General features: G+C 73.3%; 15 protein-coding genes. 5 read left to right on the top strand and 10 right to left on the bottom strand.

Features of this window, described 5'->3' with window-relative positions; genetic code table 11:
* Nucleotides 1-3: 3 nt before the first annotated feature.
* On the bottom strand, nucleotides 4-1368 hold the full coding sequence (locus tag BIV23_RS21245; RefSeq protein ID WP_071382500.1) for an NAD(P)/FAD-dependent oxidoreductase: 1365 nt from the start codon (nucleotides 1366-1368) through the stop codon (nucleotides 4-6).
* Between the two features lie 181 nt (nucleotides 1369-1549).
* Nucleotides 1550-2461, bottom strand: coding sequence for a TIGR01777 family oxidoreductase (locus tag BIV23_RS21240; RefSeq protein WP_071382669.1), 912 nt, complete (start codon nucleotides 2459-2461; stop codon nucleotides 1550-1552).
* A gap of 67 nt (nucleotides 2462-2528) precedes the next feature.
* Between BIV23_RS21240 and BIV23_RS21235 the strand changes: the two genes are divergently transcribed.
* The gene (locus tag BIV23_RS21235; RefSeq protein WP_177239982.1) at nucleotides 2529-3020 is read left to right on the top strand and encodes a GNAT family N-acetyltransferase; all 492 of its coding nucleotides are present in this window, start codon (nucleotides 2529-2531) and stop codon (nucleotides 3018-3020) included.
* 9 nt (nucleotides 3021-3029) lie between these two features.
* On the opposite strand, the gene BIV23_RS21230 is transcribed toward BIV23_RS21235, so the two are convergent.
* Nucleotides 3030-4214 carry a MarP family serine protease gene (locus tag BIV23_RS21230; RefSeq protein WP_071382498.1) on the bottom strand — a complete coding sequence of 395 codons (1185 nt, stop codon included), beginning with the start codon at nucleotides 4212-4214 and terminating at the stop codon, nucleotides 3030-3032.
* 419 nt (nucleotides 4215-4633) lie between these two features.
* Here BIV23_RS21230 and BIV23_RS46505 point away from each other — a divergent pair, with 419 nt between their 5' ends.
* The 3 genes from BIV23_RS46505 to BIV23_RS21220 all read left to right on the top strand — a co-directional run bounded on the left by BIV23_RS46505 (nucleotide 4634) and on the right by BIV23_RS21220 (nucleotide 6615).
* Nucleotides 4634-5530: a peptidoglycan recognition protein family protein gene (locus BIV23_RS46505; RefSeq protein ID WP_342746373.1), complete on the top strand. Its 897-nt coding sequence runs from the start codon at nucleotides 4634-4636 to the stop codon at nucleotides 5528-5530.
* Between the two features lie 397 nt (nucleotides 5531-5927).
* Nucleotides 5928-6170, top strand: coding sequence for a DUF397 domain-containing protein (locus BIV23_RS53965; protein ID WP_079173276.1), 243 nt, complete (start codon nucleotides 5928-5930; stop codon nucleotides 6168-6170).
* A gap of 151 nt (nucleotides 6171-6321) precedes the next feature.
* Complete coding sequence (locus tag BIV23_RS21220; protein ID WP_071382497.1) at nucleotides 6322-6615, top strand: hypothetical protein; 294 nt, start codon at nucleotides 6322-6324, stop codon at nucleotides 6613-6615.
* Here the strand turns inward: BIV23_RS21220 and BIV23_RS21215 are convergent.
* The 6 genes from BIV23_RS21215 to BIV23_RS21190 all read right to left on the bottom strand — a co-directional run bounded on the left by BIV23_RS21215 (nucleotide 6557) and on the right by BIV23_RS21190 (nucleotide 13771).
* Complete coding sequence (locus BIV23_RS21215; RefSeq protein ID WP_071382496.1) at nucleotides 6557-7258, bottom strand: hypothetical protein; 702 nt, start codon at nucleotides 7256-7258, stop codon at nucleotides 6557-6559. The genes BIV23_RS21220 and BIV23_RS21215 overlap by 59 nt on opposite strands.
* A 48-nt stretch (nucleotides 7259-7306) precedes the next feature.
* Complete coding sequence (locus BIV23_RS21210) at nucleotides 7307-8158, bottom strand: helix-turn-helix domain-containing protein (protein ID WP_071382495.1); 852 nt, start codon at nucleotides 8156-8158, stop codon at nucleotides 7307-7309.
* 328 nt (nucleotides 8159-8486) lie between these two features.
* On the bottom strand, nucleotides 8487-9005 hold the full coding sequence (locus tag BIV23_RS21205; protein ID WP_071382494.1) for a DUF4240 domain-containing protein: 519 nt from the start codon (nucleotides 9003-9005) through the stop codon (nucleotides 8487-8489).
* A gap of 65 nt (nucleotides 9006-9070) precedes the next feature.
* Complete coding sequence (locus BIV23_RS21200) at nucleotides 9071-10060, bottom strand: helix-turn-helix transcriptional regulator (protein ID WP_071382493.1); 990 nt, start codon at nucleotides 10058-10060, stop codon at nucleotides 9071-9073.
* A gap of 80 nt (nucleotides 10061-10140) precedes the next feature.
* Nucleotides 10141-12843 carry a pyruvate dehydrogenase (acetyl-transferring), homodimeric type gene (gene aceE, locus BIV23_RS21195; protein WP_071382492.1) on the bottom strand — a complete coding sequence of 901 codons (2703 nt, stop codon included), beginning with the start codon at nucleotides 12841-12843 and terminating at the stop codon, nucleotides 10141-10143.
* Between the two features lie 304 nt (nucleotides 12844-13147).
* Entirely contained in the window at nucleotides 13148-13771 is a 624-nt protein-coding gene (locus tag BIV23_RS21190; RefSeq protein ID WP_071382491.1) for a GntR family transcriptional regulator, read from the bottom strand.
* A gap of 419 nt (nucleotides 13772-14190) precedes the next feature.
* Here BIV23_RS21190 and BIV23_RS49675 point away from each other — a divergent pair, with 419 nt between their 5' ends.
* Complete coding sequence (locus BIV23_RS49675) at nucleotides 14191-14427, top strand: hypothetical protein (protein WP_143079096.1); 237 nt, start codon at nucleotides 14191-14193, stop codon at nucleotides 14425-14427.
* Between the two features lie 9 nt (nucleotides 14428-14436).
* Here BIV23_RS49675 and sucB read toward each other — a convergent pair.
* A partial coding sequence (sucB, locus tag BIV23_RS21185) for a 2-oxoglutarate dehydrogenase, E2 component, dihydrolipoamide succinyltransferase (RefSeq protein WP_071382490.1) occupies nucleotides 14437-15667 on the bottom strand: 1231 nt, incomplete at its 5' end.

The following is a 15667-nucleotide window of genomic DNA, read 5'->3' as shown; positions in this document are numbered from 1 at the left end:
CGGCTACGCCGCCTTCGGCAACGTCGGCGCCGGGTCCGCGCTGTGGATCGAGCCCGCCGCGCCCAGGTCCGCGAGGATCGCTCCCGCCGCCCGGTGGGCCGAGTGCAGCGCGCCCTGGACCGTGCTGGTGTCGCGGTGGTCGCCGCAGACGTACAGGCCCGCCAGGAGGCGTACCGGGCGGCGCAGGTCGTGGGGTGGGCGCATCGCCGGGACGGCCTCCGGCGTGTGGTGCACGGCCAGCGTCTCCCAGCGGCGCGTCGAGGTGCCGTAGAGCCGGGAGAGGTGGATGCGGACGGCGGTGTCCACGCTCTCCGGCGGGCGGCCGAGGACCGTCGAGGAGATCAGGGCGCGGCCGACCGGTGCCCGGCTCGGGTCCACGTTGCTGAGCACCGCCGTGTGCGCCACCGGCCCGCCCCGGTCGGCGTCCAGCAGCAGCGAGGTGCCGGTGGCGAAGCCGGCCACCGCGTCGTCGGTGGTGTGGTGGACGACGGTGACCGGATGGAAGTCCGGCACCCGCAGGCCCGGCAGCAACTCCGCGGCGGCCCGCGCGTCCGTCGCCAGCAGCACCGCACGGCAGCGGATCTCCCCGTGCTCGGCCGTGGTCACCGAGGTGGTGCACACCGAGGTCACCCGCACCCCGGTGTGCACGGTGCCCGGCGGCAGCGCGCGTGCCAGCAGCTCCGGCAGCACGTCCGCGCCGCCCTCCGGCACACACAGCCGCCCGCTCGCGAAGGCGCGCAGCGCGAGGTCGGCGCACCGGCTGGAGGTGGTCAGCCCGGGGTCGCACAGGAGCGTCGCCAGCAGGGGCCGCAGGAAGCCCTCGACGGTGCGCGCCGGGACCCCGCGCCGGGCGAGGGCCTGGGCGGCGGGCATCTCGGGGCGGGCCAGGATGCGCTCGACGGGGGTGGTGGCGATCCGGCCGAGGGCGACGCCCAGCCGGGCCTGGTCCACCGCGCCACCCACCGGCGCGCCGGTCCGGCCCGGGGCGGCCGCCGCACCCCTGGGGGCGCTTGCGAGGGCGCGTACGGCATGGAGTGCGCCCCTTGCGCTCCCTCCGGCCGCTGGCGCGCCCGCGCGCTGGGTGCGGCCGTCGCGGTGCAGCAGGACGCCGGGCGCGAAGGTGCGCAGGACCAGGGAGTCCAGGCCCGGGGTCATGCGGAGTTCGGGATAGGACGTGGAGAGCAGCTGTCCGATGCGGTCGAGCCGGAAGCCGTCGACCTTCTCGGTCGACATACGGCCGCCCACGTAAGGGGCGGCCTCCAGGACTGCGGTCGTTACTCCTGCGCTGGTGAGCCGATGAGCCGCCGAGAGACCGGCGATACCGGCTCCCACGATGACGACGTCCACCTGGTACGCGGGCTCAAGCACGAGGCCCCTCCTGTGGTTGCGCGGCCGGTGGAGACGTCATGCCCCCAACAGGCTCCGGGGATACCCGAGTTCGGGTCGAGGTTAGGGCCGTGATCGGTCGTAAACAGTCGCGCATGAACAGGGCACGGTCGCATGGAGGTCGCATACGGTCACATGCGTTCGCCGGTCTCCCATGGCCGGTTCACTCCGCCGCGCGGATCGCCTCCTCGACCCCGGGGAACGCGAACGTGAACCCCGACGCCAACAACCGCTTCGGCACCACCCGTTGGCTGCCCAGCACATCCCCGGCCAGCTCGCCCAGCACCGCCCGCAGCACCGGCGCCGGAACCGCGAACGGGGCGGGGCGGCGCAGCACACGGGACATCGCGGCCGTGATCTCACGGTTCGTCAGTGGCCGCGGCGCGGTCAGGTTGAAGGGCCCGGACAGACCCTCGTGGTCGATGAGATGCCGGATCGCCGCGACCTCGTCGTGCAGCGCGATGTACGACCAGTACTGCCGCCCGTCGCCCAGCCGCCCGCCGAGCCCCGCCCGGAACAGCGGGAACAGCCGCCCCCAGGCCCCGCCGCCGCGCGCCACCACCAGGCCCGTCCGCGCGAACACCGTCCGCACCCCCGCCTCCTGCGCGGGCGCCGCCGCCTCCTCCCACTCCACGCACAGTCCGGGCAGGAACCCGTCACCCGGCGGCGCCTCCTCGTCCACCACCCGGTCGCCGGTGTCGCCGTAGATGCCGATCGCGCTGCCGCTGACGAAGACCCGCGGCGGCTCGGGCAGCGCCGCCACCGCCTCCGCCAGCGTGGCCGTGCCCAGCACCCGGCTGTCCCGCAGCAGCCGCTTGTACTGCGGCGTCCAGCGCCGGTCGCCGATCCCGGCCCCCGCCAGATTGACCACGGCCGTACAGCCCGTCAGTCCCGCGGCGGTCGTTTCGACGGACCGCCCCTCGGGGTCCCAGCAGACCTCGTCCGGCCCCGCGGCCGCCCGGCGCACCAGCCGGACGACCTCGTGCCCGTCCGCCGTCAGGGACCGGGCCAGCGCACTGCCGATGAGCCCGGACGCGCCCGCCACCGCGATCCGCATACGTTCCTGTGCCTCCATGGACCCCAGCATGCCCGCGGGAAAACCCCCTGGGGCGCTTCCGGGCGCCCGCCGTAGGGTGATCGCCATGCCGGAGCCGCACAAGCAGCCGAACATACGCATCGCCGTGGCCGGTGACGAGGAGGGCCTCGCCCTCCTCGACCGCGCCACCTGGTCCACCCTGCACGCCGTCTCGCCCCCGCCGCAGCCGCCGTTCTTCGACGAGCGCCACCTCCCGCGGGACTACCTGGTCGCCGAGGCCGACGGGCGGATCGTCGGCTACATCCGCCTGGCCCGCCCGACGCCGCTCGCCTCCAACGCGCACGTCCTGCAGATCCAGGGCCTCGCCGTCGCCGACGAGGCGCGCGGGCAGGGCCTCGGGCGGGCGCTGGTCCGGGCCGCCGTCGCGGAGGCACGCCGCCGCGGGGCGCGCCGGCTGAGCCTGCGCGTGCTCGGGCACAACGCCCCGGCCCGCGCGCTCTACGCGTCCGAGGGGTTCGCCGTCGAGGGCGTGCAGCCGCAGGAGTTCCTCCTCGACGGCGCCTACGTCGACGACGTGCTCATGGGCCGCACGCTGTGACGGACACCCCTAGGAGCTGACCAGCTGGCCCGTGCCCACCGGGATCGTCGCCGTGGCCGCGCGCCGGGCGGCGTCCGCCACCTCGGCCGCCGTCAGCGCGTACCCCGTCTCGGCGTCCGAGGTGGAGCGGGCGAAGACCACGCCGAACACCCTGCCGTCCGTGGTCAGCAGCGGGCCGCCGGAGTTGCCCGGGCGGACCGTGGAGCGGATCGAGTAGATGTCCCGGGTGACCGTGCGGTCGTTGTAGATGTTCTGCCCGGTCGCGTTCACCCGGCTCGCCACCGTCGCCGCCTGGAGGTTCAGGCTGCCGTCCTGCGGATAGCCCGCGACCACCGCCGAGTCCCCGCGCGCCGCGTTCGTGTCGAAGCGCAGTACCGGCGCGCGCAGGCCCGGCACGTACAGCACGGCCACGTCCCGGTCGGGGTCGAAGAGCACCACTCTCGCGTCGTACGACCGCCCGACCCCGCCGATCCGCACGCTCGGGTGGTCGATGCCCGCCACCACGTGCGCGTTGGTCATCACATGCTCTGCGGCGAAGACGAAGCCGCTGCCCTCCCGGCCCTCGTTGCCCGAGACGCCCTCGATCTTCACGGTGCTCAGCCTCGCCGCGCTGGTCGCGGCCGGGGTCACGCTGTCGCCGGAGGGCCGGGCCACCTGGGCCGTCGACTCGTTCTCGAACGGGTTGAAGACCTGCGGGAAACCCGCCTCGGTCAGCGCCGAGGTCGCCCGCGAGAACCACATGGGCGTCGTCTGCGGCATCGCCTGCTGCACCGCGCCGAGCAGCGTCGAGTTCCGTATCGCCGTCGTCAGCGCCTGTGACGGGGCCGCGCCCAGCACGCTCGCCGCCACCCAGGCCACGATCAGCACCGCGACCGAGTTGGCCGCCGCACCGCCTATCCCGTCCGCCACCCGCAGCGGGCCGCGGTCCAGCTCCCCGCGCAGCCGCAGCGCCAGCCGGCCCGCCAGCTCGTGCCCCACCACCGCCGGCACCAGCACCGTCATCACCGCGAGGACCGTCGCCTCCGCCGTACCGCGCGCCACCAGGCCCGCGACCCATGGCAGCACCCACACGCCGAGGACGGCGCCGCCGACGAACCCCGCCAGCGAGACGCAGCCGGCCACCAGCCCGCGGCGGTAGCCGGACACCGCGTAGACGAAGATCACGAGCACAAGCACCAGGTCGAGCAGGTCCACGGAGCCGCCTTTCTCTCGGACCCCTCAGTACGGACGGGACGGGCCCGGTGATCAGTCACCCACACCTGGACGGCCGCCGCGCGGCGAACCGGCCACGTATGTGTGTACCCCCAGAAACGTCCCGGACCAGGACGATGGTTCCACCGGGTGGCACAGCGCACATCGCGGGCGTGGCGTGTCCCCGTGAGAGTGGGACCATGCGCGTAGTCCGAAGACCGCTGAGCCGGTCGCTGCGAAGATCGTCGAGATGGTTGCCGACAAGGCCGCCGGCGAGATTGTTCAGAAGCTCGCCGACACGACCCGGAACACCGCAGGCGCAGGGGGGGTACGGGCCGCCGGAACCGCCGGGCCGGCCGACCGGGCCCGTTGAGCCGGACGGGGTACGGCGGCGGGGACCTGGGGCGCGGGTCTCCGGGCCGGTGCTGGTGCTGATCGGATGTCTGCCCGGCGTCTGCGCCCTGCTGGCGCTCGTGCTGTTCGTCCGCGGCGTGGAAGGGCCCGCCACCGTGCGCGCCGAGCGGCACGGGGCGGGACCGGCCATGACCGCCTACCGCGCCGCCCGGCCGGCCATCGTGCCGCGGTCCGCCTGGCTGGGTCCCGACGCCGGCCCGCAGCCGCCCCCGCGCTACGACGACAAGGTGGTCGCCGTCTTCCTGCACCACACCGACTCGCCGAGCAACTACGACTGCGCGGACGCGCCCGCCATCATCCGGCACCTGTACGCCGGCCAGCGCGGCGACCGCAAGTGGGACGACCTCGGCTACAACTTCGTCGTCGACCGCTGCGGCACCATCTACGAGGGCCGCGCCGGAGGCGTCGACCGGCCCGTCACCGGCGCGCACACCCTGGGCTTCAACCACCGCACCGCCGGCATCGCCGCCCTCGGCACCTTCACCGCCGGCGCCCCGGTGCCCCGCGCCATGACCGACGCCATCGCCGCCCTGGCCGCCTGGAAGCTCGGCCTCGCCGGGATCGACCCGCGCGCCACCATCCGGCTGCTCTCCAGCAGCAGTCACAGCCGCTACCGGGCCGGCACCACCGCCACCCTGCCCGTCCTCGCCGGCCACGACGCCGGCTACATGACCAGCTGCCCCGGCGCCGAGCTCAGCGCCCGCCTCCCCGAGATCCGCCGGCAGGCCGCCCGCCTCCAGGGCCGCCCCGTCGCCCCGCCGATCCCGCCCCGCACCTCGATCCCGGTGGACGTCCCCGCCGCGGCCCACCGGCCGGCCGCACCTCACACACCCGCCGCGTCCCGCACGCCCGCCCCGGCTCACGCACCCGCCGCGTCCCGGACGCCGGCCACAAGGACCCCCTAGGCGCCGCGCAGGCTTCCTCCGAGCCCCGCGTCCTGCGGTCGGCCACGACAGCAGGACGGGGCCGACGCCGCGCCGCCCGGCACGGCCCGGCCCGGCCCGCGAGATCCCCAAGTCCCTTGCGCGACAAGGAAGTAGGGCCCGGATCGGGCTTGATTGCAACTTGGCGCAACAGGGCTGGGGAGCCTACCCTTTCAGGGCAAAAGTGGGGCAGGAGTGTGTGACCGGCGGTTCGGTTCGTGCCGTGCACTGGCCACTCCCGCCGTCCTCCTGCGGGCGTCCGCACGTGTGCGATACGGTGCGTGCGGACCGGCGAAAGCGGGAAATACGGGGGTTTCCAGGCATGGGCGGCCTTGCACCGACCGGTCTTTTCCGACCGCATGGTGAGGGGTAGTCAGCGGTGGGCGAGGGGGATCTGCTCGGGCTCGACTGGCACCGGAGCAGTGCCTGCGACCCGTACGAGTGTGTGGAGGTCGCCGTGACGGGCGGGGGAGTTCGCGTACGTGAGTCCCATCGCCCCGACACGCACGGCGTCGCCTTCGCGGGGCCGGCCTGGCGGGCATTCCTGGGCGCGTTATGCGGTAGAACCCGGATGGCGCCGACGGAGTCGACGGTGCCGACGGCGCCGAAGGAGCTTCGATGACAAGCGACTTCCGGCCATGGGGCGGGGTGGAGAGCGGCGACGGGGGGTGGCTGTGGTTCGATTGGGCCCAGCGCTGAGACGACATCCGCAGCACGGCCAGAGTCCATTTCAGCTACGTGATCAGCCGCATGATCAGTTACGTGGGGGCGAGATGGGGGAATCCGCTGAGACGCCGCTCGCGGTCGTGCGCGCGACCCGGCCCCGTGGCAGAGCGCTCCTGCCGCTGCTCCCGCTGATCGCCGTCGTCTTCGTGATCTCCGGCGGCGCGGCCACGCTGATCGGCGTCCTGCTCTCGCTCGCGGTGACAGGGACGCTGCGCCCCTGGGTGTGGGCCCTGTCCGGCGCGTTGACGGCGGTCGTCGCCGGGGTGCTGCTCGACCGCGGGACTACGGCCGCGACTCGTCGCTTTCCGCAGCTGACGGAGTGGTTCCGGCCGGGCGGCTGACGGGGTCCTGCGGCCGGTTCCTGAACCACCGGCGTATTCGCAGACCGCCGAAGACGGCCGTGCCGGTCCCGCCGAGGATCCACCCGCTGCGCTCCAGCGTGCCCAGCGACGGAGTGGCGTGCGGCGCGAACGAGTGCACCAGTGCCTGGATGACGACGGCGACCAGCAGCGAGCCGCCGTACACCAGCAGGAACACCAAGCCGAGGCCCAGCAGGGCGCAGAGGAACCTCAGCAGCGCGGCGTTGGAGCCGAGGACCGCGGTCTGCAGAAACATCACCAGGTCGCCGGGCGTGGGCGGCCGGTCCGGCAGGACCTCCCGGGGCGTGGGGATGTCGATGCCACGCCGGGGGCCGGCCGGGGCACCGCCGGCGGCCGCGCCCGCGGTGATGACCGCGGTCGGCACGATCGGCGCCGGCGGGTCGGTCGGCTCCGGGTCCGCCGAGGGCGGTTCGGGCTCCGCGGCGCCCGGATCCGAGGCCTGTGCCCGGCCGCCGGCCTCGTCGGCCCGGGGCGCCGGCTGCCCGGTGGTCCCCGGCTGCGGCTGCCCGGCCGGGGGCGAAGCGGGATCCGGCACACGGGTGCCGGGGCGGGGGGCGCCGTTGCCCGCCCGCCACTGCCGTATCCAGGTGAGCACACCCGCCACGGGCCCTCTCCGATCTCTGCCCGACTGTCTCCAGTCCGGTCGGAACTGCTAGGACGGGTACTGGCCCAGCACCTCGTCGATGAACGCGATCGCCTCGTCCCCGGAGACCGCCTCCTTGCGGGACGCCTCGAACTTCGTCAGGAACTCGTCGACCGCGGTCTGGTCGTCACGCGTGGTCAGCGCGCCGTTCGGGCCCTCCACGAACAGCACGTCGTCGCCGCTCTGGAAGGTCAGCGCGATCGAACCCTCGCGCAGCACCGGGTACGCGCCCCGGGCGAAGGGCACGACGCTCAGCTCCACGTGCGCCAGCGCGGCGTCGGACTTCAGGCGCCCCAGCTGCTCGCGCATCGTGGCCGCCCCGCCGACCGCGCGGCGCAGTGCCGCCTCGTCGAGCAGGAACCGCAGCCGGGGTTCGGCCGCCGTCTCGCGCAGCAGCCGGCGCTGCCGCTCGGCCCGCAGCCGTACGATCGCGTCGGTCCGCTCGGGCGGCAGCTTGCTCAGCAGCGCGCGGGTGTACGCCTCGGTCTGGAGGAGGCCGGGGACGAGCGTCGGGTCGAAGGCGGACAGTTCGCTCGCCGCGCCCTCCAGTCCGAGGAACACCGCGAACGGCGGGCTCACCACGTCCCGGAACCGGTGCCACCACGGCGGGCGCCGGCTCTCCCGGGTGGCCTGCTCCAGGTCACGGCGGATCGTGGCGTCCGTGACGCCGTAGAGATCGAGGAGGGCGCGCAGGTCGGTCACGGACACCCCGACGGAGCCGCCCTCGATCCGGATGACCTTGGAGGGCGACCAGTCGAGGTGCTCGGCCACCTCGGGCTGGCTCATGCGCGCGTCATTGCGGAAGGCGCGCAGGGCGAACCGCACCCTGCGGCGCTCCAGAGCCGGATCTATCGATGTCATCTCCTCGCGGTCCCGATTCTTTGTCGAGGGTGACTTCGAGCCGCCACCGGCAGAAGGCCCGGAGAGTGTCTGCCAGGTGGCGATCTGCCAGGTGGCAACCTGCTTCCGGGCGGCCTGCTACCTGGCTGCCCTGTGGAATGCGCTCAGCCTACCTCCGGCGCACACCGAACGCGGAACACGCCCCGTGCGCGCGCTTTCTGACGGTGTGTCCTGTGGGGCGCAAGATAAGGAAGGAACGGCTGAAGCCCCAGGTCAGGGGGGATCGTGGGGCCGTGGAGATCTTCTACGGGCCAGGATGGAATGTTTTCGGTCGAATTCAGGGCACGAATCAGCCCTTGAAACGATCCCAGAGTTTGGGGTAGCGCTCCGCCAGGACAGCTTCGTTCTCGAAGTCGATCGACGTGCCCTCGGGCTCGGCGGGCGCCGGGGCGATGCCCAGCTCGGGCGCGACCGTGCCGGTCAGCTGCTCGTACGCCTCGTCCGCGGCGTAGCCCAGCTCCTCGCCGTCGCCGTCGATCTCCTCGTCGAACTCGCCCAGCAGGTCGGCCAGCGCGTCCGGGTCGTGCAGCCCGCCCTCGAAGACCTCCCGGCCCTGGCCGATCAGCCAGCACCGGAAGAAGTCGAAAGCGTCGTCGCTGGCCCCGCCCAGCAGCACCCACGCGGCGCCCCACAGGTCCCAGCGGTAGGCGCGGTTGTAGCGGGCCTCGAAGTGACGGGCGAAGTCCAGCACCAGGTCCGGCTCCAGCTGGAGCAGCCGGTCCACGAGCAGGTCGGCCTGCTCCTCGGCGTCGCCCCCGGCGCCCTCGCGGCTGGTGTCGATCAGCTCCCAGAACTCCGTCTCGTCCATCACGGCACCAGCATCGGGCCTCGGCCCGTGCGACGCACGCGGAGTGCGCCGGAGTACGCGGATCGTTATCCGGCACCGCCGCGGCCGTACCGTGCGGCGAGCCGGGCCGCGTCCGCCGCGAACCGCTCCCGCAGGGGCGCCGGCGCCACCACCTCGGCCTCCGCGCCGAGCGCCGTCAGCTGCGCGTACGCCACCTCCTCGGACTCCACCGGGACGGTCACCGTCACCCAGCCCTCGCCGTCCGGCTCGCCCCCGCCGCCGAGCGCCTCACGCGCGGCCGCCGGATCGACGGCGTACCGCAGCCGCCGCACCCCCTCCGGGGACAGCCGTACGACGACCTCGGCACGCAGGATCGACCGCGCGAACCGCTCGGCCTGCCCGGCCCAGTACCCGGGCAGATCGAAACCGGAGTCCCGCTCGAATCCCTCGTCCAGGGCCTCCACGGCGTCGAACCGGTCGAGCCGGTACGTCCGGAAGGCCCCCGTGCCGTCGGCGATCCGCGCGCACAGGTACCAGACCCCGGCCTTCAGCACGAGGCCGTACGGGTCCAGGTGGCGCTCGACCGTGTTCTCGCCGCGCCGGTAGAGCGCGTGGACCCGGCGGTCGGCCCACACCGCCTCGGCCACCACCGGCAGCAGTGCGGGTGTCTCCGGCTCGCGGAACCAGGCCGGCGCGTCCAGGTGGAAGCGCCGGGCCGCGCTGTCCGGGGCGTCCCGCAGCGAGGGCAGCAGGGCGGCCGAGACCTTCAACCGGGCGGCGGAGGCGGCGTCCTCGAGGCCCATCTCCCGCAGCGCCCCCGGTACCCCGCTCAGGAACAGCGCCTCGGCCTCGCTCCGGGCCAGCCCCGTCAGCCGCGTGCGGTACCCGCCGACCAGCCGATAGCCGCCGGCCCGCCCCCGGTCGGCGTACACCGGCACTCCCGCCTCCGACAGGGCCTGCGCGTCCCGCGTGACCGTCCGCTCCGACACCTCCAGCTCCTGCGCCAGCTCGGCCGCGGTCATGACGGGCCGGGACTGGAGGAGGAGCACCATCTTGATGAGCCGGGCGGCGCGCATCTCCTCATCATGCCGGGAGGCACTGACAAGAGAAGGGGTACGGCAGGACGCCGTACCCCTTCTCAGGACCTCAGGTCCGCTCAGAGGCCGTACTTCTCCCGGGCCTCCTTGACCGCCGTGGCCTTGACCTCGCCGCGGCGGGCGAGCTGGGCCAGGGCCGCGACGACGATCGACTGGGCGTCGACGCCGAAGTGGCGGCGGGCCGCGTCGCGGGTGTCCGACAGGCCGAAGCCGTCGGCGCCCAGCGAGGAGTAGTCCTGCTCCACCCACTGCGCGATCTGGTCCGGGACCTGGCGCATGTAGTCGGAGACGGCCAGCACCGGGCCCTCGGCGCCCTGCAGCGCCTGGCGGACGTAGGGCACGCGCTCCTCGCCGCGCAGGAGGGCCGCGTCGGCCTCCATGGCGTCCCGGCGCAGCTCCGTCCAGGAGGTCGCCGACCAGACGTCGGCCGCGACACCCCACTCCTCGGCGAGCAGCTTCTGCGCCTCGACGGCCCAGTGGATCGCCGTGCCCGAGCCCAGCAGCTGGATGCGCGCGGCGTTGGCGGCCGGGGACAGACCCGCGGACTCCGCCGTGCTGAAGCGGTACAGACCCTTGACGATGCCCTCGTCGATGCCGAGACCCTGCGGCTTCGCGGGCTGCGGCAGCGGCTCGTTGTAGACCGTCAGGTAGTAGAAGACGTTCTGGTCCTCGCCCGGCTTGGCCTCGCCGTACATCCGGCGCAGACCCTCGCGGACGATCACCGCGATCTCGTAGGCGAACGCCGGGTCGTAGGAGAGGGCGGCGGGGTTCGTCGCCGCGATCACCGGGGAGTGGCCGTCGGCGTGCTGCAGGCCCTCGCCCGTCAGGGTCGTACGGCCCGCCGTGGCGCCCACGAGGAAGCCGCGGCCGAGCTGGTCGCCGAGCTGCCACATCTGGTCGGCCGTGCGCTGCCAGCCGAACATCGAGTAGAAGATGTAGAAGGGGATCATCGCCTCGCCGTGCGTCGCGTACGACGACGAAGCGGCGATGAAGTCGGCCATCGAACCGGCCTCGGTGATCCCCTCGTTGAGGATCTGGCCGTTCGTGGCCTCCTTGTAGTACATCAGCTGGTCGCGGTCGACCGGCTCGTACGTCTGGCCCTTGGGGGAGTAGATCCCGAGGGAGGGGAAGAGCGACTCCATGCCGAAGGTGCGCGCCTCGTCGGGGACGATCGGCACCCAGCGCCGGCCCGTCTCCTTGTCGCGGACCAGGTCCTTGACCAGGCGGACGAAGGCCATCGTGGTGGCCACGTTCTGCGAGCCGGAGCCCTTGTCGAAGGAGGCGAAGGCCTTCTCGGCGGGGGCGGGCAGCGGGGCGAGGGCGTGCGTACGGCGGGCCGGGGCCGGGCCGCCGAGGGCCGCGCGGCGCTCCTGGAGGTAGCGGACCTCGGGGGAGTCGGCGCCCGGGTGGCCGTAGGGGACCGCGCCGTCGACGAACTGGCTGTCCGAGATGGGCAGTTCAAGAAGGTCGCGCATCGTCTTGAACTCGTCCACCGTCAGCTTCTTCATCTGGTGGTTGGCGTTCTTCGACGCGAAGCCGTCGCCCAGGGTGTGGCCCTTGACCGTCTGGGCCAGGATCACGGTCGGCGCGCCCTTGTGCTCGACGGCGGCCTTGTACGCGGCGTAGACCTTGCGGGCCTCGTGACCACCACGGGAGAGGTGGAAACACTCAAGGATCTTGTCGTCGCTCAGCAGCTTCGCCATCTCGGCGAGGGCCGGGTCCTTGCCGAAGAAGTCGGCGCGGATGTAGGCGGCGTCGCGGGTCTGGTACGTCTGGACCTGCGCGTCCGGCACCTCACGCAGGCGGCGTACCAGCGCGCCCGTCGTGTCGAGGGCGAACAGCTCGTCCCAGGCGGAGCCCCACAGCGTCTTGACGACGTTCCAGCCGGCGCCACGGAACTGGGCCTCAAGCTCCTGCACGATCTTGAAGTTGGCGCGGACCGGGCCGTCGAGGCGCTGCAGGTTGCAGTTGATGACGAAGGTCAGGTTGTCCAGGCCCTCGCGGGAGGCGAGCGCGAGTGCGGCCGTCGACTCCGGCTCGTCCATCTCGCCGTCGCCGAGGAACGCCCACACGTGCGAGGCGGAGACGTCCTTGATGCCGCGGTTGGTCAGGTAGCGGTTGAAGCGCGCCTGGTAGATCGCGGAGAGCGGGCCGAGGCCCATCGACACCGTCGGGAACTCCCACAGCCAGGGCAGCCGGCGCGGGTGCGGGTACGACGGCAGGCCGTTGCCGCCGGCCTCCTGGCGGAAATTGTCGAGGTGCGCCTCGGTCAGGCGGCCGTCGAGGAAGGCGCGGGCGTAGATGCCGGGGGAGGCGTGGCCCTGAATGTACAGCTGGTCGCCGGAGCCGTCGCCCTCCTTGCCCTTGAAGAAGTGGTTGAAGCCGGTCTCGTACAGCCACGCGGCCGACGCGAAGGTGGCGATGTGGCCGCCCACACCGTGCTTCGAGCCGCGGGTCACCATGGCGGCCGCGTTCCAGCGGTTCCAGGCGGTGATGCGGGCCTCCAGCTCCGGGTCACCGGGCAGGCCCGGCTCCGCGGAGGTGGGGATGGTGTTGACGTAGTCCGTCTCGAGGAGCTTCGGCAGCGCGACGCCGCCCGCCTCGGCACGCTCCAGCGTCCGGCGCATCAGGTACGCGGCGCGGTGCGGCCCGGCCTGCTGGGCGACGGCGTCCAGGGAGGCCTGCCATTCGGCGGTCTCCTCCGGATCGCGGTCGGGGAGCTGGTCGAGCGCGCTCGGCTGGATGGCGTTGGGGTCGGTCATGTCGCCGCCTTCCTCAGTCGAAGGGGGTTCCCTCATCGGTAAAGGGTTCGGGGGTGCCCTTGGTCTTTGGCAGGACAGGGCGAGGACTTCGGTGGAAGTCCGTCGGCGACTGTAACTCCCTGATCGATGATCGATCAAAGGGTTGAGGGGCAAAACTTCTCGATTGCGAGAAAGTCGGCACGCGGTGCCTTCGATCAGGGCACCGAGTGTCGGTTCTGAGCCATGTTCTCGCAGGTGGCGCTACGTTTGAGCGGGGCTCTGCTCGCCGGTGCCATGGTGGGTCGGGAGTGTCGTCACGACACCCTCAGGGGCGCGGGGCGCAGCCGAGGACGTGGGCCTTCACCAGCTCCGCGATCCGCGGATCCCGGCGCTTGAAGGCCTGCACCAGCTCCTCGTGCTCCTCGGCGTACGACTGCTGGACCGTGCCCAGCCAGCGGATGGACAGCGCCGTGAAGACCTCGATGCCGAGGCCCTCCCAGGTGTGCAGCAGCACCGAGTTGTCCGCCGCGCGGACCAGCTCGCGGTGGAAGCCGACCGTGTGGCGGACCTGGGCGGTGCCGTCGGCGTCGCGGTCGGCCTCGTACAGGGCCAGGACGTGCGGCTCCAGGGCCGAGCAGTCCTCGGCGAGGCGGTCGGCCGCCAGCTCCGCCGCGATGGCCTCCAGCCCGGCCCGGACCGGGTAGCTCTCCTCCAGGTCGGCCGCGGTCAGATTGCGGACCCGGACGCCCTTGTTCGGCGCCGACTCGATCAGTCGCAGCGATTCCAGCTCGCGCAGGGCCTCGCGGACCGGGGTCTGGCTGACCTCCAGCTCGGTGGCGATACGGCGCTCCACGATGCGCTCGCCCGGCTGCCAGCGCCCGCTCACGATTCCCTCCACGATGTGCTCGCGGATCTGTTCGCGCAGCGAGTGGACGACGGGCGCGGTCATGGAGGCTCCTCGGCGGTGCGGACCCGGCGGGTCGGCGGGACTCTTAGACAATACGACCGTGGCCCCGGACAGAAGGGGCACGGCCGCTTCCGCCACAGGTGATACCTGTTACAGAGTGATGCCCGACCGGCACGGAAGCATTCCGCCTCGTCCGCGCGGTGCTCCCGGGCGGAATGCCAACGCCGTTGTGTGTCGGGGGAGTTGGGGCGCGTGGCCGATCGGTGAACGCTGCCCCTCTCGGATCGGTCTTCGATCGGGCCGAGACCGAAAGGACGCGGCGGTCGGCCGAGGCCGAACGGAGCCGGGGGGAGACGCGCCGGGCCGGAAGAAGGAGCTGGCGGCCGAGGACGGGCTCGCCGACGAGATCCCGTGCACGCCGGCTTCCCCGTCCGTCTACCTGCGCAGACAGTGCTCCGACCGTGGCGCTGACCCCGGACCCGATCCTGCGCGTCTGCCTCGGCCGTCCCGCCGACGACACCGAGGAGAAGCCGAGCGCGTCCCGCGCCGTGTCTCCGCGGCACACCTGGCGCACCCGCCCCGCGCTGGTGGCGGCACGCCTCTCGTGGCGGTGGCCCCTCACAGCGGCGGCCTCCGGGCACGAGCAGAGCCCCCGCCCGGAGAGGAACTCCGGGCGGGGGCTCTGTCGTACGGCCTGATCAGGGAGATCAGAGGCCCAGCTCGACCTCGAACTCGCCCGCCTCCAGGATCGCCTTGACGGCCGTCAGGTAACGGGCCGCGTCGGCGCCGTCGACCAGACGGTGGTCGTAGGAGAGGGTCAGGTAGGTCATGTCGCGGACGCCGATGACCGTGCCCTCCTCGGTCTCGATGACGGCCGGACGCTTGACCGTGGCACCGATGCCGAGGATCGCGACCTGGTTCGGCGGCACGATGATCGTGTCGAACAGCGCGCCGCGCGAGCCGGTGTTGGAGATGGTGAAGGTCGCGCCGGACAGCTCGTCCGGGGTGATCTTGTTGGCGCGCACCTTGCCGGCCAGGTCGGCCGTGGCCTTGGAGATACCGGCGATGTTGAGGTCACCGGCGCCCTTGATGACCGGGGTCATCAGGCCCTTCTCGGAGTCCACCGCGATACCGATGTTCTCGGTGTCGAAGTAGGTGATGGTGCCCTCGGCCTCGTTGATCCGGGCGTTGATGACCGGGTGGGCCTTCAGCGCCTGGGCGGCGGCCTTGACGAAGAACGGCATCGGGGAGAGCTTGACGCCCTCACGGGCCGCGAACGAGTCCTTGGCCTGGGCGCGCAGGCGCATCAGGCGGGTCACGTCGACCTCGACGACCGAGGACAGCTGGGCCTGCTCGTGCAGCGCCTTGACCATGTTGTCGCCGATGACCTTGCGGATGCGGGGCATCTTGACGGTCTGGCCGCGCAGGGGGGAGACCTCCAGCGCCGGGGCCTTCCTGGCGGCATGGCCTCCGGCAGTCACAGCGGCGGCCACGGGGGCCGGAGCAGCGGCGGCGGCCTTCGCGGCCTCGGCGGCGGCGATGACGTCCTGCTTGCGGATACGGCCGCCGACGCCGGTGCCCTTGACGGCACCCAGGTCGACGCCGTTCTCGGCGGCGAGCTTGCGCACCAGCGGGGTGACGTACGCGCCCTCGTCCGTCGCCTGGGCGGCGGCCGGAGCGGGAGCGGCGGGGGCCGGGGTGACCGGGGCCGGGGCGGCCGGGGCCACCGGGGCCGGGGCGGCGGCGACCGGGGCGGGCGCCGGAGCCGGAGCGGCGGGCGCGGGCGCCGGGGCGGGCGCCGGAGCCGCGGGGGCGGCCGGAGCCGGGGCCGGAGCGGCCGGGGCAGCGGCGGCGGGGGCCGGGGCGGCCGGGGCCGGAGCGGCGGCCGGGGCGGCACCCGGGGCGCCGATGACGGCGAGCTTGGCGCCGACCTCGGCG

Source organism: Streptomyces monashensis (assembly GCF_001866665.1).
In the GTDB taxonomy this organism is placed as follows: Bacteria; Actinomycetota; Actinomycetes; order Streptomycetales; family Streptomycetaceae; genus Streptomyces; species Streptomyces monashensis.
This window is presented reverse-complemented; position numbering and strand designations above follow the sequence as displayed.